Origin of the sequence: Methanobrevibacter curvatus (genome assembly GCF_001639295.1) — an archaeon.
GTDB lineage: Archaea > Methanobacteriota > Methanobacteria > Methanobacteriales > Methanobacteriaceae > Methanoflexus > Methanoflexus curvatus.
In genome coordinates, this window is sequence record NZ_LWMV01000183.1 from 1 (window position 1) to 18,648 (window position 18,648).

Genomic DNA, 18,648 nt, shown 5'->3' on the forward strand with positions numbered 1-18,648 from the left:
GAATATGAATACTCATTTATAAAAATTTCCATTAAATTATTTTATTTTTAAATTAAAATCAATATTTTATTGCTTTATCATTATTATTTTATTATTATTAATAAACTAAATTTATTTTAATTATTCTAATTATTCTAAGTTTTTTTAATCATTTTTCATATTTTTAAAGAATTTTTATGAAACTAAAGGTTCTTGGAGAGAAAGAATGTCTAAATATCAAGATTATGTAAGTCAACTTAAAGAAATATCTAAAAATCAATCTCAATGGATGGAAAATAGTATTAATTTAATAGCCAGTGAAAATATTACAAGCTCAGCTGTTAAAGAAGCTCTTTCTTCTGATTTCTCCCATAGGTATGCAGAAGGATTAGTTGGACAACGCCTTTATGAAGGGTGTAGATATATTGATGAAATGGAAAAAATAACAATTAATCTTTCAAAAGAGGTTTATAATGCTAAATATGCTAATGTTCAACCTACTTCTGGTGTTGTAGCTAATTTAGCAGGATTTTTTGCTTTTTCTAAGCCTGGTGATTCTTTAATAGCTTTAGAAGTTCCAAAAGGTGGGCACATAAGCCATTCTAAAGTCAGTGCTGCAGGTATTCATGGGCTTAATGTAAAAAAACATCCTTTTGATTTTAATACAATGAACATTGACACCGATGCAATGATTAAATTGATACGAGAAGAAAAACCAAACATTGTTCTTTTAGGTGGCAGTCTATTTTTATTCCCTCATCCAGTTAAAGAAGCAAAGGAAGCTGCCGATGAGGTTGGTGCAAAGGTCATGTATGATGGAGCTCATGTTTTAGGTTTAATAGCGGGTAAAACATTCCAAGATCCTTTAAAAGAAGGGGCTGATGCTCTTGTAGGTAGTACTCATAAGACTTTCCCAGGAACTCAAGGAGGAATAATTCTTTCTGATAACTTAGAGTATGAAAAAGCTCTTAACGATGCAGTTTTCCCTGGTGTTGTTAGTAATCATCACTTACATCATGTTTTAGGTTTAGGAATAGCTACTGCTGAAATGTTAGAATTTGGTCATGATTATGCTAGTCAAACAATTAAGAATGCTAAAGTATTGGCCGAGGAGTTACATGCTCTTGGATTTAATGTCTTAGCTGAAGATTTAGGATTTACAGAGTCTCATCAAGTAGTTTTTGATATATCAGATATTGGAGATGCATCTGTTTTAGCTAAAACTTTTGAATCAAATAATATTATTCTTAATAAGAACTTATTGCCTTATGATGATGTAAATCATAGTGATAAGCCATCAGGTATTAGATTAGGAACTCAAGAAATTACAAGAAGAGGAATGAAAGAATCAGAAATGAAAGAAGTTGCTAATTTCATTAAACAAGTAGCTATTGACAATAAAAATGTCACTGATGATGTCACTGAGTTCATGAATCAATATTCTAATGTTCATTATGCTTTCTCTGACGGTGATGCATATAAATACATTAATATTTAATTAAATTTTTTATTTTTCTTTAATTTACTTTATTTTAACATTTTTTTTTAATTTATTTTATTTTAATTATTATTTTAATTATTTATTTTAACATTTTTTTATTTTTCTTTAATTTACTTTATTTTAATTATTTTTTAAATTTTATTTCTTTGGTTGGGAAATGATTCTTAAAAAACGATAGAGGATAAAATGAGAATAGGATGGGCAATTACTGGAGCAGGTCATTTTTTAAAAGAAAGTGTTGAAATTCTTATTGGATTAGCTAAAAAATATGAAGTAACTGTTTTCCTTTCCAATGCAGGTGAAGAAGTTCTAAAAATGTATGGGCTTTTTGAATCTGTATCTAAAATCACAGGAGGATACTACAAAGAACTTGCTTTAGACAGTGAACAAAGTTTTAGTTATCCAATTACAGGAAGACTTTCTCTGGGCAAGTATGATCTTTTAATTGTTTCTCCTACAACTTCAAACACCGTTGGAAAGATTATTCATGGGATTGCTGATTCATTAGTCACAAACTGTGTTGCTCAAGCTGGAAAAGGGGGAGTAAAAACCTTAATTGTTCCTGTTGATTTAGAACCTGGAGATGTTGAGACTGTTTTACCTTCTAAGCTTGAACTTGATAAATGTGAGGACTGTGAGATATGTGAAGCAGCAGAACTATGCCCTAATAGAGCTATTATTCCAAAAACTGAAATTGATTTGCTTAAATGTATAGGATGTGGAAACTGTAAAAATTCCTGTCCATTTAGTGCAATTTCAGAGGGAAAAATTATTACAATTCACATGAGAGCTATTGATATAGAAAATACTGAAAAATTAATGGGTATGGAAGACATTCATGTTTTAAAAAATCCTAATGAATTAAAAGAATTTATTTGAGTCCTAAATATTTTTAATTAGATTCTTTAATAAGATTCTTTAATTAAATTTTTTTATTAATCTATTTAAACAGTTCAATTATTCTATTTTTATCTTCCATTTCTTTTTTAGATTTAAAGTAAGCTTCTACAAAATAAATTAACAATTCTTCTCTATGAAAAACAAATGTAAATCTAAAACCTGATCTATTTCCTTTTTTAATCGCTTTACACCGAAATTTCTTTACAATAAATGCTGGCAGTGTTACATTTTTTCCTAAACCTGCAATTTGTTCATATTTTGATTGGGGAAATTTTTGCTTATTGTAATTTAAATCAACAGCCATAGCTTCTTTTAACAAATCAAAATCGTCTTTTAGTGACGGACACTTTTTAACTAGCTTGTTAAATTCATTTTTAAATTTATTACTACATTCAAATCTGTATTTAAGCATCTTGTTTCCTTTTCATGTTTCCTTTTCGTATTCTCTTACAGAGTATTCATCATCTCTATAAAATACAAATTCATAGTCTATTTTTTCTTTGTTTTTTGTTGCCCTCCAAGGCATGTCTCCATGAGAATAATCACTTATTGTAGTGGCATTCATTTTAGACAATTTTTCAAGGACTGTATTTGTCACTTCAAGTTCTTCTTCACTTAATAGCTTAATTTCAGGAATTTTTAGAGAGAGATATTTGTATTTTGGATAATTAATGACAAATTCTTTTTCTTCTTTTATTTTTCCCTCATTGACTAATTCCTCTTTAATTATTTCAAAATGTTTTGGAATAGGTCCTTTGTCTCTTCTGATATAAGTTTCATCTGTAATAGATTTTTCATATATCTCATAAAAATTAAAATCAGAAAAATACAATAGTTTATATAAAACTGTTTTTCCAAAGCTGTTTTTATAATCACATTTTGATATTATATACGAAACAAGTTCTTTCATTTTTTCATTATTAAACATGTTTTCACCTATTATTAATATGTTGAACTATTTAATAAATTTTTCTTTTTTCTATTATCATAATTGGAAACTAATTTAGAGCTTGCTTTATATAAATAAATATCCTTTTTAGATATACATCTTTAGTTAAAATACTTATAAATTTATTTCATTTAAATCTATTTTATCATTTAAATCTATTTATTACTTAAATTTATTTTATCATTTAAAATCTATTTTATCATTTAAATTTATATTGTTTTCTTTTATTGTGTCTTTTTTTAATTCTATTATAAATCTTGCAGGTTTTTTTGGAGTGTAAGTTTGCCAAGGCTTTAAACTTGTCATTTCAAATACTTTTTTGTTTTTATCTAAGAAAATTATATCCAATGGCTGTTTCATAAAAAACATATGAATTGATGAACGATTTTTGTATTTACTTTTGGGAATTTTTAATACTATGCCATTTTCAATTTTACTCTTAAACATTAATCCTTTGAAACGTTTTAAAAAGCTATTGGCACATTTTACATTTCCTAGTGTCTTGTTTTTTGTTTTATTAGTTAAGGTTTTCATATATTAATATTGACTATTTTAACTTTTTTTAAATTTTTCTATTATGTGCTTTTTAAGAGCCTAAATTTTTATATAAAACTATTTATTTAATTTTACATAAAACTATTTATTCAATGGAAACATTTATTAATAATGTTCAATATAAATAATTTAGTAATATTTCAAGAAATTAAAGAAGTTCATTATAAACTTTATTAAACTACTTATATTTATTAAAACTATTTATGCTTGTGTAAAAATAAGTATTTAACTAAAATATATTGTGAGAAATTATTATGGTAAAAAATATTATTGTAAAAGAACTTAATCAAACACCAATTGAAGATTTGGAAATTGAAATTGTAGAAAGAAAAGGTATAGGTCATCCAGATAGCATTAGTGATGGAATAGCTGAATCTGTAAGCCGTGCTTTATGCAACTTATACATTGATGAATTTGGGTTTGTTCTTCATCACAACACAGATGAGGTTCAAATTACAGCAGGAGAGTCAAATCCTAAGTTTGGTGGTGGAAGTGTTATTAAACCTATTGATTTCCTTTTAACAGGTAGAGGAACTGCAGAATATGAAGGCAAAAAACTTCCTTTAGATGTTGTAGCTATTGAAGCGGCTAAAAACTTTTTAAAAGAGAATATAATCAATTTAAACCCTGAAACTGATGCTGTTGTTGAATGTAAGATTGGACATGGTTCTGGAGACCTTGTAGATGTTTTTGATAGAGATGAAAGAAAAACCAATGTAATTCCTAAATCTAATGATACTTCTTTTGGTGTAAGTTATGCTCCATACTCAGAAACTGAAAATATTGTATTAAAAACAGAAGAGTTATTGAATTCAAGAGCATTTAAAAAGAGATATCCTGGCGTTGGAGAAGATATTAAAGTAATGGGTTTAAGAAACAAGGATAAAATCACCTTAACCGTTGGAGCAGCTTTTGTATCTCAACATATTGCTGATATTGCAGAGTATAAAGAAGTTAGACAGGCTGTTTTAAATGAAGTATCTGACCTTGCAACTAAAGAAAGTGATAGAGAACTTGAAGTTTATGTTAATACTGCTGATGAGGATACTAGTAAAGATGAGTCAGGATACTACCTTACAGTAACTGGAACCTCTGCTGAAATGGGAGATGATGGTTCTGTTGGACGTGGAAATCGTGCTAATGGTTTAATTACTCCAAATAGACCAATGTCTATGGAAGCAACCTCTGGTAAAAATCCTATTAATCATGTTGGTAAAATTTACAATATTTTATCTTATGAAATAGCTCATGATGTAGCTAAAAATGTTGATGGAGTTAAACAAATCAACATGATGATTTTAAGTCAAATTGGTCAACCTATTGATAACCCAATAGCTGCTAGTTCTCAAATTATTGTTGAAGACGGATATAAATTTGATGAAGTAAGTAAAAAGGTTGAAAGTGCCATTGATTCATGGTTAGATGACTTAAACAACAATATTATTTTAGATAAAGTAATTTCAGGAAAAGCAAGAACTTTCTAATTTTTATTTATTAATTCAATTTAGAATTTTTTAAATATTTTTTTATTTTTATTTTATTTTTATTTTCTTTTTTTTATTTTTATACTTTTTTTTACTTTAAATATTTTTATTTTATTTAATGTTTTTTTAACTTTTAAATTCTTTTATTTTATTTAAATATAATTATTATAACTTGTATAATGATAAATAATATTTAAATTATACTTTTTATGATAACTAATGTTTATTTTAAGTTTTTTTTTATTTTAGCTGTTTTTTATTAGCTTTTACTTTTTTTACTTTTTGAATAAAATCGATATGTTTATATATTCATTTCAATAAATTAATATATATAATTCTATTTTAGGTGGATAATTTATTTTATTTTTTTATAGGTTTTATTAATAAGATATTTAATTCATATAAAATATAATTTTAAATTTTTTTAAGGCTTTTTTATAAGTTTTTTAAGGTTTAAGCTTTTTAAAGGTTTTTTTTGAGGTTTTTTATTTAATTATTTATAATTTAATTATTTATAATATATATTAATAAGGTGTGTGTAGAATGACTGTAATTATTGATTTAGATAAGTGTGGACATATTAGTAACTGCCCTGGACAAGGGTTATGTATTCAACTTTGTGATCAAAAAGCTTTGATTGAAGAAGATAATGATGTAAAAGTTATTGATGAAAATTGCAATGACTGTGACTTATGTCTTATGAACTGCCCCAATCAAGCAATATCCAAGTCCTAAATAATCACAAGTAGTTTTAACTAAATTTAAGTTTATTCACAATTATAAACTATTTAAAGTGATTTTTATGGCTGCTGTTTCTAGAGATGGTAAAGAGTTAAGAGAATTGGATTATAAAAAGGATACATGTGTTGGATGTGGAATTTGTGTGGGAGTATGCCCTACATCATCTTTAAGGCTTGGTCCTGTTCTTCCAATAGCTCGTGGTATTGTTGATATGGATTTATTGAACATTAATCATAATAACTGTGTTTTATGTGGTTTATGTTCTTCTGCTTGTCCTTTTTCAGCTATTGATTTGAAAATTAATGGGGAAAATATCAAAGACAGTAAATATTACCCTAAATGGGATATAGGAACATCTATTGATTCTAATGAATGTATTTACTGTGGTAAATGTGAGATATACTGTCCAAGGGATGCAATTTTTGTAAATAGAACTCTACCTAATAGAAAGGATTTGGTTATTGGTGAAATCCGAACTGATTCAGATAAATGTATAAATTGTTCAATTTGCACAGAAATGTGTCCTGCTGAAGCTATTTCCATTTCAACTAGATCTAATACTAGTTCTGATAGATATGAAACTTCATCAATAAATGTTGATTTAGATAAATGTGTTTATTGTAAGGTTTGTCAAAAAGCATGCCCTGAAGATGCAATAAGAATTATATGTACTACATGTATGAACCAAGATGATATTCCAAAAGTTGAAATTACAGGTAATGTTATCTTAGAAGATGATGTTTGTATTAACTGTGGATGGTGTGACAATATTTGTCCAACAGGTGCAATTAAAACTAAAAAGCCATTTGATGGAGAACTGAACTTTGTTGAAAATGAAGAACATTTTTGTAAAGGTGATTCCTGTCATGCCTGCCAAGATGTTTGTCCTTGTAATGCTGTAACAATAGAAGATGGACATTCAGTGGTAAATAAAGATGTTTGTACATTATGCGGTGCATGTAAAGGAGTTTGCCCGCAAAAAATCATTGATATTAAACGTAGTACTATTAATTTAGAAAATATCAAATCTAAATCCTGGCAAAGCATTTTAGGTACTTTATCAGATTAAATTATTTTTTTTATTCTTTTTATTTTATTCTTTTTTTATTCTTTTTTTTATTTTTATTTTTACCTTTTTCCAATTTTCATTTTTATTTTTTTATATTCTTTTTTTTATAATCTTTTTTTATAATCTTTTTAACCTAAGACAATTTAAATACTTTTTTTTTAAAAAAATTTTTAAAGTATAAAAAATATATTTATATATTATTAATTATTTTGTTAATATTTTAATGATATAATTATTTTTGATTTAATGATATAATTATTTTTGAAACCAATATTAAAAAGTAAATTGACAAGTTTTTTCATCTTGATTGGATTATAATTTAAATATATATTTAATCAAATTAGTTTGAAAATCCTTAATTTTAATGATATAATTATTTTTATTAGTTTTATTTTAGAAGATAAATAATTAATATCAATATTTTTATCTTATTAATTGTTAAAATATTGTAACTATTAATTTTTATTTTTTTTAAATAGTCTCATAATATTTAAATGATTATTTACCAAATATAATTAATTTTCTGATATTATTCTTTTTATTGTTTTCTATAATATTTTTCTATAATATTATTTTCACGATTTATGATTTAAAAGGAGATTTATCATGTCTATTCAAGAGGCAAATAAAAGTGTCAACCACAAAGAATTAGAAAAAAAGATCCAAGATTTTTGGAAAAAAAATGAAATATACTTAAATACCAAAAAACTTAGGGGCAATGGTCCACAATATTCTTTTTTAGATGGTCCTCCTTATTGTAGTGGTGTAATTCATTTAGGAACGGCTTGGAATAAGATTATCAAAGATACTCATCTTAGATACAAATCTATGAATGGCTTCAACATTAAAAGACAGCCAGGATGGGATGCCCATGGACTTCCTATTGAGCATAAGGTTGAACAGCTATTAAATATTTCAAATAAACAAGAAATTGAAGAGGAATATGGAATAGCTAATTTTGTGGATAAATGTAAGGAATTTGCCATTAAAAACAAAGATGCAATGACTGCTCAATTTGAATCCCTTGGAGTTTGGATGGATTGGAATAAACCGTATATTACAATAGATCCAAAATACATAGAATCTGCTTGGTGGACACTTAAAAAAGCCTCCCAGAAAAATTTGCTTGTAAAAGACCTTAGAGTGGTTAGTGCATGTCCAAGATGTGAAACCGCTCTTGCAGCTGCTGAAATTGACTACAGTAATGAAATAGATCCTTCTATTTATGTTAAATTTCCCTTAGATAAAGAAAACTCTTATGGGGGCAATAGTAGCAGTAATAATAACAATAACAATAATAATAACAATAATAGTAATAGTAATAATAATAATGCTTTCAATGGCATAGGTGAGGATATTTATTTTTTAGTTTGGACTACAACTCCATGGACTCTCCCAGCTAACTTAGCCATTAGCTTTAATCCTAAATTTATCTATTCACTTGTAAAATTCGAAGGAGAAGTCTTAATTTTAGCAGAGTCTTTGATTGAAGAGATATTCGAAGACAAAGAGTATGAAATAATTAAAACTGTTTCTGGAGATTATCTTGAAGGATTGTCATATATTCCTCCTCTTTTAGATGAAATTCCTAAACAAAGAGAGTTTAAATCAATTAAAGATAAAGATAAAAATAGCTATTTATTTAAACTTCTACCTGGAAATCATGTTGAATTAAGTGAAGGAACTGGTCTTGTTCATACTGCACCAGGTCATGGACCTGATGATTTTGAAATGGGTCAAAAATATAGCCTACCAATATTTTCTCCTATTACAATAGCTGGTAAATATAGTGAAGATGGTGGAAAATATACTGGTCAGTTTATTAAAGATGCTGATAATACTATACTGGATGATTTAGAAGAAAAAAAAGTTTTATTTAAACAAACAACTATAGAACATAGGTTTGGACATTGTTGGAGATGTAAAACCCCTATTATTTATCTTGCAACTGAACAATGGTTTTTAAAAATTACTGAAATCAAGGATAAAATGTTATCCCAGCTTGATAATGTAGAATGGATACCAGAGTGGGCAGGTCAAAGTAGATTTAGAGATTGGGTAGAAAATGCTCGAGATTGGACTATTTCAAGGCAAAGATATTGGGGTATTCCTATTTCTGTTTGGGAATGCCCAGATTGTGGTGAAATTAAAGTTGTTGGATCTGTTGATGAGTTAAAAGAAAATTCAATAGATAAAATTAAAGTTAAAGATGAAGAGCTATTACATAGACCTGCAGTTGATGATATAAAGATTAAATGTCATAAAACAGGATGTAATGGGGTTATGAGTCGTGTTCCAGATGTATTGGATGTATGGATTGACTCTGGAGTTGCTGGTTGGGCATCTAAATATTATCCTAAAGAAAAAGATGCTTTTAATCAGTGGTATCCTTATGATTTTATTACAGAAGGTCATGATCAAACAAGAGGATGGTTCTACTCTCAGCTTGGTGCTGGGGTAGTCTCTATGGATAGAGTTCCATATAAAAAAGTCTTAATGCATGGTTTTGTATTAGATGAAGATGGAAAGAAAATGAGTAAATCTTTAGGAAATGTTGTATCACCTGAAGAAGTAATTGAGAAAGTTGGTGCTGATGTTTTAAGATTTTATATTTTATGGGCTTCAAAACCTTGGGATGATTTGAAATTTGTCTGGGATGAGCTTAATAACATCAATAAAATGTTTTCAATTCTTTGGAATGTATATGTATTTTCAACAACTTACATGGCATTAGATAATTTCAATCCAGATATATGTAGTGAAGATAAGATAAGTCTTAGAGATGAGGATAGATGGATTATATCTCGTGCAAATTTACTTGTTAAACATGTTGGTAAAGATTTAAATGATTTATATTTCCATAAAGCAACAAGAAGAATAAATAAATTTATTTTAGATGATTTAAGCCGTTGGTATGTTAGATTAATCCGTGGAAGAACTTGGAAAGAAACTGATGATCCAGATAAACTTGGAGCTTATTTCAGTCTTTACACCGCTTTAGATTTACTGATTAAAGCAATGGCACCTATAACTCCTCATTTGGCTGAAGAAATCTATCAAAACTTGTGTTTAGGTGTTAAATCTGATTCTTCAATATCTGTTCACATGGAAGATTGGAAGTATGATGATGAAGCTATTGATGAGAACTTAGAGTCTAACATGGATGTTGTTAGGCATGTTATAGAAGCTGCTGCAAGAGGAAGAGATGTTGCAAGGTATAAGCTGCGATGGCCAGTTAAGGAAATTACAATAGTTTCTCAAGATGAAAATATTTTAAATGCAGTTAACTCTCTTGTGGATGTAATCAAAGATCAATCCAACACAAAAAATGTAGTCACTTTAAAAGAATACCCTAATTTAAGTTTTAATGCAGAACCTAACATGAAGCTATTAGGTAAAAAATTAAGACAAGATGTTAAAATCGTTAAAACTTATCTTACATCCAATGATGGGTCTAGAATAAAAGAAGAATTAGATAAAAATGGTAAAATAATCATTGAAGATGAAAATATTACAATTAACGATGAAAAAACTATAGAATTAAATCATGAGGAGATTATTTTTGAATCAGAACTACCTGAAGATGTAGTTAGCAGTGATTTTGAAGGTGGCAATGTTTTTATAAATACTGAAGTCACTGGTGAAATATACTCTGAAGCTATGGTTCGTGAAATAATAAGACGTATTCAAGATATGAGAAAAGACTTAGATTTAGATGTTGAAGCCCATATAGATGTTCTTGTTCAATCAAGTGATAAATTTGACGAAACTGTAGAAAGTCAAATTGACATAATCTCCAGTGAAGTAAGGGCTAATTCAATTGAATTTAAAGATATTTCTTCTGTTTTGAATAATAAAATTTTACTTAAAAAAGAATGGAAAATTGAAGATGAAGAATTAACAATCGCTATTTTAAATTGATTTTTTAAAGCATTCATAATTTACTTAATTTTTTATAAATTATATAATTATATTCTTTTATAACTTTATTTTTTATTTCTTACTCATTTTATTTATGCTTCATTTTCCTTATTTTTTAAGTGATAAAAAGGGATGATGATGGAAGGTATGGTTTATAAAGGAACTATGATATTCAAATCTGTATGTTGACATTTTTTTACCTTACAGAGTATGGATCGTCTCTATAAAAAACTAACTTGTAGTTAATATCTTGATTTTTCTTTGAAGCTCTCCATGGCATATCTTCGTGAGAATAATCTCTAATTTCACCACCTTTCATGTTTGATAATTTAAATATGGTTATATTGATTCTTTCAATTTCATCTTTTGATAAATATTTAAAAGAAGGGGTTTTGATAGATTTATATTTATAAATAAAGTTTTCAGAGTTTTTAAATAAATTTATTTTATTTTCTTTAATCTTATTTTCATTAATCAACTCTTCCTTAACTTCATCAAAATGTTTTGGAAATGGTCCATAATCAAACTTTTGATATGTTTCTCCACTAATAGATTTTTCATTTAATTCAAAATAATCAAAATCAGCAAAGTAAAGTAATTTAAATAAAACTGCTTTTCCAAAGTTTTTTTTGTTTTCACATTCTGTAATAATGTAATGAACCATTTCTTTCATTTTCTCTTTGTTTAAAATTATTTCCATTATTTCAACCCTCATTTTTTTGTGATTGAAACAAACTTTTAGAAAAAGTTTGATCAAAAGCTATTTAAAAAATAAAACATTTTATTTTATAAGTAATATTTTATTAATTTTAAATTATTTATTTTTTTCTATTGGTTGAGGATGTCCCATAATTCAAAATTTTTAAATTTTAGATAATTTAAAATTGGTTTTAAATTGACTAAATTTGGCATGAATATTAATTAGAATTTTATTTAGTAAAATAATAATTAATAAATTATTAATTTATATTTAAATAGTGATTTGTTGAGTGAATCAATTTTAAATAGATTAATTTTTTTCATGAAATTGATCATGGGACGTCTTCGATTGTGAAAATTTCGTCAAAAATTATAATAGGTTTAATTTTTTATTTTCATTCTAAAATAAATGGCTTTTTAAATAATTCAAAGTCTTGAATATACTCTTTACTTTGTATCATAGCTATTTCTGCTTTTTGAAGTTCACTTCCTAAGTATGCTCCATGTTCAAATCTAGATATTAATTCTTTTTTTAATATTTCGTTGTAGATTTTACTTGCTGAGTGTCCTTCTATAATTAAAGTTGGGTTTCCTTTTTTATAGTGAGTTACAACAATTTTACTTTTATCATATCTTGTGCCATGTTCTACTTTTATTTTAAAGCTTCCTTTCTTATCCATTACAAATTTAGGCTCTTTATTTGCTATGGTTGTTGGAATTTTTTGGCTTAGTTTTTCTGATTCCTCAATTTCTACTTTAATTTCTTCATATTGGTGTTTTTTTCTGTCTTTAAAAGTAATTAAATTAATACCTAAATCTTTAGCTATTGATCCTCTGTGTTTTGCTAAAAACATCATTTTTGAGGCAATAGCTAATTCATAAACACTATTCCAACATTTTCCACTTTCATCTGGGGTGAATAGAACACTTGCTCTTAATTCCATAGCTATTCCACTTATTAATGCATTTAATCCCGTAGAATCTGCATCTAATAACTCACTAACATTTCCAACTCCAAAAAATAATGGGTATGGGTGTGTTTCTTTAAATTTCTTACAAGCTATTATTGAATCAACAATACTTATGCTGTTAACTGGGTCTAAAATCAAATCTCCAAAGAACTCTATAGATTTTGCCTTTTCCATTAGTTTTTCCATTGTACTTATTCTTTCATCTGGTGTATGAGGAACTATATTTTTTTTAAAGTCTGTTGGAAGTAATACTGCAGGAATGTTCTTATTCTTTAAAAGAGGAATAAGTTCATCACAATTCCCAAGGTCTAAACTTAAAACTAAATCTATATTATTTTCAATGGCTATTTTTATCTCATTTGGACTAAGTGTATCAATGCTCAATGGCTTATCACCAATTTCTTTTCTAAGTATTGATATTAATTCTGGTATTTTATGAGAATAGTCTTCTCCAGCAACCATTCCAATGTCAATCATGTCTGCTCCATTATCTAGAAAATAATTGCATTTCCAAATTAATTCTTCTTCACTTAAAAGTGGAGCATTGGCTATTTCTCCTAAAACTCGCATTGGAAAGTCTTCCCCTACAGGAAGATTTCTTACTTTAATGTTATGTGGTTTTTCTAATAGCTTTTGAATTGTTTTTTCATCATTTTCAAATTTTTCAATGAATTTTAAAGCATTTTTAAGTTTTTCTTCTTCTATTAGCTTATCAGCTGCTTCTGTTGTTGATAATTCGATTTTATTTAGTATTTCAATTACAAATCCTAAATCTGCTACATCACGAGGACCTTTAAATGTAGGAATTTTAAGTTCTTCTTTAATTTCATCAGCTGACTTTTTCATTAATCCTGGAGTTAAAATAATGTCTGCTTCTTTTAACTCTTTTCTTCGCTTTTCCTTTAATTCTTTAATGATTTTTCGAGGTGTTAAAAAAGCAGCTATTTGTGTTTCTGCTACATGAACTATAACATTCTCTTTTGATTTTTTAGCTATTTTTTTTGCAGTTGGAGATGCCAATTCACCAGTAACAACTATAATATTCATTTAATCCCTTTTTTTTTATTTTTTGTAATTTTTTTATTTTTAATTCTATTTTTTTATTTTTCACTTTTAATTCTATTTTTTCTTTTTTCATTTTTCGCATTTTTTTCTTTTTTTTTTATGTATATGATTATTTTTTTAAAAATTTTTTTATTTTTTTTCATAAGTTTTTTTTATATATAAAAAAATTTATATATGAATAGAATCATACTATAATTATTAATCATGATAAATTATTCTTTTAATTTTAATAAATTTTAATTATTATATAATCTTATTTATTAAATATGATTTTATTTATTAAAGTAAACCTTTGTAATATAATTATTTAGTTTATAGTATAATATTTATTTATTGTTATTAATGATTATTTTTTGTATTTAGTTTGATTTAAATTTTTTTGAGTCTTTTATCTTTTATAGCATTTTAATTAAATATTTATTTTAATTAAATATTATCTTAGTTTAAAATTATTAAAGTCATGATTTATACAGATGTAAATAACTTTTTTTAAAAAATTATTTTTATAAAATTACTAAATTTTTATAAAATTATTATAATTATTTAAAACTTCATGGAGGAAAGTTTAAATGATAGAAATTCGATTTCATGGGCGTGGAGGACAAGGTGCAGTAACTGCGGCTGAAATTACTGCTAAAGTGGCTTTTAAAGACGGCAAGTTCTCTCAAGCTTTTCCATTTTTTGGGGTGGAAAGAAGAGGTGCTCCAGTAATGGCTTTTGCTAGAATCGACGACAAACCTATAGAAACTAGATACCAAGTATACAACCCAGACTATGTTATGGTACTTGATGATGGACTTTTAGATGTAGTAGATGTTTATTCTGGATTAAAAGATGAAGGCAGTGTTATTATAAATACTGTAAAGAGTGATTTATCTTTAAAACCTAACTCTTCAACTATTGATGCAACAGGTATTGCATTGGAAAATTTAGGAGTCAATATTGTTAATACTGTCATGTTAGGTTCATTTGCTAAAAAAAGTGGTCAAATTAGTCTAGATTCTCTTATTGAAGTTATAAATGAAACTTTTTCTGGCAAAATGGCTGAAAATAATGCTAAAGCAGCTCAAATAGCTTATGATCAGATTTAATTAAAATATTTTTAGTATTGTTAATTTAAATTATTTTCATTAATTATTATTAATCAAATATTTATTATTAATTAAATATTTTATTATTAATCAAATATTTATTATTAATTAAATATTAATTATTATTACTTAAATATTAATTATTATTACTTAAATATTAACTATTATTAATTATTATTAAAAAATTTTTACAAAATATTATAGGTGATTAGGTGGCATTTAATGGAGGAGTAGTTTCCGAACCAGGAAGTACACGTAGAAATAAAACTGGTAGTTGGAGGACTTTTAAACCCATTTTAGATAAAGAAAAGTGTAATGATTGTGATAATTGTATAATGTTCTGTCCTGAAGGTGTTATTAATAAAGAACACGATATTAATTACGATTTTTGTAAAGGGTGTGGAATTTGTGCAGAAGAATGCCCTGTTGAGGCAATTAAAATGATAAGGGAATGAGGTAATAATATGGTAGTTAAAGTTATAACATCAAATCAAGCAGTCGCAGAAGCTGTTAAATTATCAAAACCTAAAGTTGTTCCTGTTTATCCAATTACTCCACAAACAACTATTTCTGAGTACTTAGCTCAATATGTTGCAGATGGTGATTTAGATGCAGAATATATTCGTGTTGAATCAGAACATAGTGCTATTAGTGCATCTATTGGAGCATCTGGAGCAGGTGTAAGGGTTTTTACAGCCACATCTTCTCAAGGGCTTATGTTAATGCATGAAATAGTGTATGCTGCTGCTGGAATGAGACTTCCAATTGTAATGGCTGATGCAAACAGAGCAATATCTTCTCCAATTAACATTTGGAATGATCAACAAGATTCTATTGCTCAAAGAGATGCAGGTTGGATTCAACTTTATTGTGAAAATGCACAGGAATCTCTTGATACAATTATTCAGGCATATAGAATAGCTGAAAATGAGGATGTTTTACTTCCTACAATGGTTTGCTTAGATGGTTTTTATTTAACACATACTGTAGAGCCAACTGAAATTCCTGAAAGTGATAAAGTTGACTCATTTGTAGGGGAATATGTTCCAAAATATTCATTTTTAAATCCTAATGAACCAAAATCATTAGGTACTCTTGCAGACCCTGAATATTATATGGAAGCTCGTTATGAAATTGACGAAGCTTTAAATAATTCTTTAAAAGTAATTTCTGATGTTGGGAAGGAGTTTGGAGAGATATTTGGAAGAGAATATGGCTTAATCGACCCATACAAATGTGAAGATGCTGAATATGTTTTGATTGCTATGGGTTCAATTTGTACAACTCTTAGATCAGTTGTTAATGAATACAGAGAAAAAGGTGAAAAAATTGGTCTTTTAAAAATAAGGGCTTACAGACCTTTCCCTGTTGAAGCAATTAAAGAAGCTCTCTCAGGTGTTAAAAGGGTAGGTATTATAGATAAAAATATTTCTCTTGGTGTTGGTGGAGCATTATATAACGATATTTTAGCTAAATTAGATATTAATGCTTACAATTTCATTGTAGGTCTTGGAGGAAGAGATATTACTCCTAAAGATATGGATGAAATTGTTGAAAAAACTAAAAATCCTGTAAAAGACATTACATGGATTGGATTAAAGGAGGATTAAAATGGAGTTACCTGAAGAAGAATTGTTTGCCCCAGGACATCGTGGATGTGCTGGTTGTGGTGCTACAATTGGAATAAGATTAGCTTTAAAAGCATTAGGCAAAAATACAATAGCTATTTCTGCTACAGGTTGTTTAGAAGTTATAAGTACTCCTTATCCTGAAACTGCCTGGGAAATTCCTTGGATTCATGTTGCATTTGAAAATGCAGGAGCTGTTGCTTCTGGAGTGGAAAGAGCAATGAAAGCACAAGGAATGGAAGATGTTAACATAATAGCTGTTGGTGGAGATGGAGGAACAACAGATATTGGTTTACAATCATTATCTGGAGCAATGGAGAGAGGACACAATTTAATTTATCTTTGTTATGATAATGAAGCTTATATGAATACAGGGATTCAAAGAAGCAGTTCTACACCATTTGGTGCTTCTACTACAACTTCACCTGCAGGAAAAAAAAGTTTTGGAGAAGATAAACCTAAGAAAAACATGCCTTTAATCATGGCTGCCCATGGAATTCCTTACGTTGCAACTGCATCTATATCCTATCCTGAAGACTTTATGAAAAAGGTTAAAAAAGCATCTGAAATTGATGGTCCTGCTTATATTCATTTAAACCAACCTTGTACTACTGGTTGGGGTTATAGTCCATCAAAAACTATAGAACTTGGAAGACTAGCTGTTGAAACTGGTTTTTGGTCATTATATGAAATTGAAAATGGTGAGTTTAAATTAACATATAAACCTCAATCTCGTAAACCTGTTACTGAATTTTTAAATGTTCAAAAAAGATTCAAACACCTTACTGATGGAGATAAAGCTAAAATTCAAGAATATATTGATCAACAAGCTGCAGAACTTGGCATTTAGGAGGTTTCAAATTGGAAAAGTTATCTGTTCAATCTGATTTGTGTGATGGTTGCTTAGATTGTGAAAAAACCTGTTCTGGTCTTTATGGAGTTTCACATATTTCTATTCATGAAATAGATGAGTCTTATTACCCAATTAGCTGTCAACACTGTGAAGATGCACCATGTAAAACAATTTGCCCAACTGATGCAATGGATATTTATGGAGTTACTGCTGATAAGTGCATTGGCTGTGGTTTCTGTGTAATGGTTTGTCCTTTTGGAGCTGTTTCTATACACAGTAAAAAAGCCCATAAGTGTGACTTATGTAAAAATACTGAAGAAGGACCAGCTTGTGTTAAAGCATGTTCTAAAAGAGCAATTTTTGTTGCAAATCCTGACTTAATCATTGCAGAAAAACAAAAAGTATTCCTAAATAAGCTTTCTGGTGGAAGTAAAACTAAAGACACTGGTTTGCTGGGATTGATTACAAGTACTGTTAGAACTGCAAAAGTTTTAAATAATAAGGACTAAGGATGTGTTACTATTAGTGAATTATTATTGAATCCAGAATCTTGTATAGATTGTATGAAATGTGAAAGGAACTGTCCTAAAAATGCAATACATGCTGATAATGGAATTCCTTTATTTTGCATGCATTGTAATCCAGACAAAGCACCATGTTTAAATATTTGTCCTGAAGGAGCTATTGAAGAACTTGGTGGAGCTATTGTAGTCAATGAAGAAGATTGTATTGGATGTGGAATGTGTAGAGATGTTTGTCCCATTGGAGCCATTGAAATAGTTAGAGGAACAGCTAATAAGTGTGATTTATGTATTAATGAAGAGTCTCAACAATGTATAGATTCTTGTCCAACTGAAGCTTTAGTGGATGATCATAGTAAATTAGTTTCAAATAAACAATCTAAGTTTATTAAAGAACTTTTAAAACTTAAAGCATCAAATGAAGATTAATTGAATTTTAGTTTTATATTCATTTAAAATTCTTTATTTTTTATTATTAATTTTCTATTTTTCTTATTTTAAAACTTTTAATCTTTTCAATATTTTTATATTTTTTACTATTAGCGAATGTATCATAATTAATATTTTTAAAAAATTTAATAAAAATATTTAGTATTCAAAATCTTTAAATTTTATATAAATATCTACATTGTTTTATTTTTTAAAAATAATATTTATAAAACATATAATTTAAATTTAAAATAATATAAATTCTTTAAAATTGAATTAAATAATAGAATTA

The 18,648-nt window shown here is 27.3% G+C and carries 17 protein-coding genes; 12 read left to right on the plus strand and 5 right to left on the minus strand.

Going from position 1 to position 18,648, the window contains the following annotated elements:
- Nucleotides 1-205 precede the first annotated feature (205 nt).
- Nucleotides 206-1,477 (plus strand): serine hydroxymethyltransferase, encoded by a 1,272-nt coding sequence (gene glyA, locus MBCUR_RS06725; RefSeq protein ID WP_067091864.1) that lies wholly within the window; start codon nucleotides 206-208, stop codon nucleotides 1,475-1,477.
- A gap of 189 nt (nucleotides 1,478-1,666) precedes the next feature.
- On the plus strand, nucleotides 1,667-2,359 hold the full coding sequence (locus MBCUR_RS06730) for a dihydromethanopterin reductase (acceptor) (protein WP_067091866.1): 693 nt from the start codon (nucleotides 1,667-1,669) through the stop codon (nucleotides 2,357-2,359).
- A gap of 61 nt (nucleotides 2,360-2,420) precedes the next feature.
- On the opposite strand, the gene MBCUR_RS06735 is transcribed toward MBCUR_RS06730, so the two are convergent.
- From MBCUR_RS06735 to MBCUR_RS06745, 3 genes are all read right to left on the minus strand, one after another.
- Complete coding sequence (locus MBCUR_RS06735; RefSeq protein WP_067091868.1) at nucleotides 2,421-2,792, minus strand: hypothetical protein; 372 nt, start codon at nucleotides 2,790-2,792, stop codon at nucleotides 2,421-2,423.
- Nucleotides 2,793-2,804: 12 nt separating this feature from the next.
- Nucleotides 2,805-3,308, minus strand: a complete 504-nt coding sequence (locus MBCUR_RS06740) for a Panacea domain-containing protein (protein ID WP_067091870.1) — start codon at nucleotides 3,306-3,308, stop codon at nucleotides 2,805-2,807.
- Between the two features lie 201 nt (nucleotides 3,309-3,509).
- Nucleotides 3,510-3,863: a DUF192 domain-containing protein gene (locus MBCUR_RS06745; RefSeq protein WP_067091872.1), complete on the minus strand. Its 354-nt coding sequence runs from the start codon at nucleotides 3,861-3,863 to the stop codon at nucleotides 3,510-3,512.
- A 275-nt stretch (nucleotides 3,864-4,138) separates the two neighbouring features.
- Here MBCUR_RS06745 and MBCUR_RS06750 point away from each other — a divergent pair, with 275 nt between their 5' ends.
- The 4 genes from MBCUR_RS06750 (at nucleotide 4,139) to ileS (ending at nucleotide 11,099) form a co-directional block, all read left to right on the plus strand.
- Nucleotides 4,139-5,368: a methionine adenosyltransferase gene (locus tag MBCUR_RS06750; protein ID WP_067091875.1), complete on the plus strand. Its 1,230-nt coding sequence runs from the start codon at nucleotides 4,139-4,141 to the stop codon at nucleotides 5,366-5,368.
- Nucleotides 5,369-5,911: 543 nt separating this feature from the next.
- A complete protein-coding gene (locus MBCUR_RS06755) occupies nucleotides 5,912-6,103 on the plus strand; it encodes a 4Fe-4S binding protein (RefSeq protein ID WP_067091877.1) in 192 nt (63 codons plus the stop codon).
- Between the two features lie 67 nt (nucleotides 6,104-6,170).
- On the plus strand, nucleotides 6,171-7,178 hold the full coding sequence (gene fwdF, locus MBCUR_RS06760) for a tungsten-dependent formylmethanofuran dehydrogenase subunit FwdF (protein ID WP_067091879.1): 1,008 nt from the start codon (nucleotides 6,171-6,173) through the stop codon (nucleotides 7,176-7,178).
- A 606-nt stretch (nucleotides 7,179-7,784) separates the two neighbouring features.
- Entirely contained in the window at nucleotides 7,785-11,099 is a 3,315-nt protein-coding gene (gene ileS, locus MBCUR_RS06765) for an isoleucine--tRNA ligase (RefSeq protein WP_067091881.1), read from the plus strand.
- Nucleotides 11,100-11,295: 196 nt separating this feature from the next.
- Here ileS and MBCUR_RS06770 read toward each other — a convergent pair whose 3' ends face one another.
- The gene (locus tag MBCUR_RS06770) at nucleotides 11,296-11,799 is read right to left on the minus strand and encodes a Panacea domain-containing protein (RefSeq protein WP_067091883.1); all 504 of its coding nucleotides are present in this window, start codon (nucleotides 11,797-11,799) and stop codon (nucleotides 11,296-11,298) included.
- Nucleotides 11,800-12,193: 394 nt separating this feature from the next.
- On the minus strand, nucleotides 12,194-13,816 hold the full coding sequence (locus MBCUR_RS06775) for a dihydropteroate synthase-like protein (RefSeq protein WP_067091885.1): 1,623 nt from the start codon (nucleotides 13,814-13,816) through the stop codon (nucleotides 12,194-12,196).
- Between the two features lie 587 nt (nucleotides 13,817-14,403).
- On the opposite strand from MBCUR_RS06775, the gene porC reads away from it, so the two are divergent.
- The 6 genes from porC (at nucleotide 14,404) to MBCUR_RS06805 (ending at nucleotide 18,356) form a co-directional block, all read left to right on the plus strand.
- Nucleotides 14,404-14,925: a pyruvate synthase subunit PorC gene (porC, locus tag MBCUR_RS06780; RefSeq protein ID WP_067091886.1), complete on the plus strand. Its 522-nt coding sequence runs from the start codon at nucleotides 14,404-14,406 to the stop codon at nucleotides 14,923-14,925.
- Between the two features lie 212 nt (nucleotides 14,926-15,137).
- Nucleotides 15,138-15,380: a pyruvate synthase subunit PorD gene (porD, locus tag MBCUR_RS06785; protein WP_067091888.1), complete on the plus strand. Its 243-nt coding sequence runs from the start codon at nucleotides 15,138-15,140 to the stop codon at nucleotides 15,378-15,380.
- 9 nt (nucleotides 15,381-15,389) lie between these two features.
- Nucleotides 15,390-16,535 (plus strand): pyruvate synthase subunit PorA, encoded by a 1,146-nt coding sequence (gene porA / locus MBCUR_RS06790; RefSeq protein WP_067091890.1) that lies wholly within the window; start codon nucleotides 15,390-15,392, stop codon nucleotides 16,533-16,535.
- Between the two features lies 1 nt (nucleotide 16,536).
- Nucleotides 16,537-17,403, plus strand: a complete 867-nt coding sequence (gene porB / locus MBCUR_RS06795; protein WP_067091892.1) for a pyruvate synthase subunit PorB — start codon at nucleotides 16,537-16,539, stop codon at nucleotides 17,401-17,403.
- A gap of 11 nt (nucleotides 17,404-17,414) precedes the next feature.
- A complete protein-coding gene (locus MBCUR_RS06800) occupies nucleotides 17,415-17,915 on the plus strand; it encodes a 4Fe-4S dicluster domain-containing protein (RefSeq protein WP_067091894.1) in 501 nt (166 codons plus the stop codon).
- A 27-nt stretch (nucleotides 17,916-17,942) separates the two neighbouring features.
- On the plus strand, nucleotides 17,943-18,356 hold the full coding sequence (locus tag MBCUR_RS06805; protein ID WP_342669790.1) for a 4Fe-4S dicluster domain-containing protein: 414 nt from the start codon (nucleotides 17,943-17,945) through the stop codon (nucleotides 18,354-18,356).
- The last annotated feature ends 292 nt before the right edge of the window (nucleotides 18,357-18,648 follow it).

Bases quoted from the DNA above. Each gene is read 5' to 3' on its own strand.
- glyA (WP_067091864.1), top strand. From the start codon at position 206: ATGTCTAAATATCAAGATTATGTAAGTCAACTTAAAGAAATATCTAAA.
- MBCUR_RS06730 (WP_067091866.1), top strand. From the start codon at position 1,667: ATGAGAATAGGATGGGCAATTACTGGAGCAGGTCATTTTTTAAAAGAA.
- MBCUR_RS06735 (WP_067091868.1), bottom strand. From the start codon at position 2,792: ATGCTTAAATACAGATTTGAATGTAGTAATAAATTTAAAAATGAATTT.
- MBCUR_RS06740 (WP_067091870.1), bottom strand. From the start codon at position 3,308: ATGTTTAATAATGAAAAAATGAAAGAACTTGTTTCGTATATAATATCA.
- MBCUR_RS06745 (WP_067091872.1), bottom strand. From the start codon at position 3,863: ATGAAAACCTTAACTAATAAAACAAAAAACAAGACACTAGGAAATGTA.
- MBCUR_RS06750 (WP_067091875.1), top strand. From the start codon at position 4,139: ATGGTAAAAAATATTATTGTAAAAGAACTTAATCAAACACCAATTGAA.
- MBCUR_RS06755 (WP_067091877.1), top strand. From the start codon at position 5,912: ATGACTGTAATTATTGATTTAGATAAGTGTGGACATATTAGTAACTGC.
- fwdF (WP_067091879.1), top strand. From the start codon at position 6,171: ATGGCTGCTGTTTCTAGAGATGGTAAAGAGTTAAGAGAATTGGATTAT.
- ileS (WP_067091881.1), top strand. From the start codon at position 7,785: ATGTCTATTCAAGAGGCAAATAAAAGTGTCAACCACAAAGAATTAGAA.
- MBCUR_RS06770 (WP_067091883.1), bottom strand. From the start codon at position 11,799: ATGGAAATAATTTTAAACAAAGAGAAAATGAAAGAAATGGTTCATTAC.
- MBCUR_RS06775 (WP_067091885.1), bottom strand. From the start codon at position 13,816: ATGAATATTATAGTTGTTACTGGTGAATTGGCATCTCCAACTGCAAAA.
- porC (WP_067091886.1), top strand. From the start codon at position 14,404: ATGATAGAAATTCGATTTCATGGGCGTGGAGGACAAGGTGCAGTAACT.
- porA (WP_067091890.1), top strand. From the start codon at position 15,390: ATGGTAGTTAAAGTTATAACATCAAATCAAGCAGTCGCAGAAGCTGTT.
- porB (WP_067091892.1), top strand. From the start codon at position 16,537: ATGGAGTTACCTGAAGAAGAATTGTTTGCCCCAGGACATCGTGGATGT.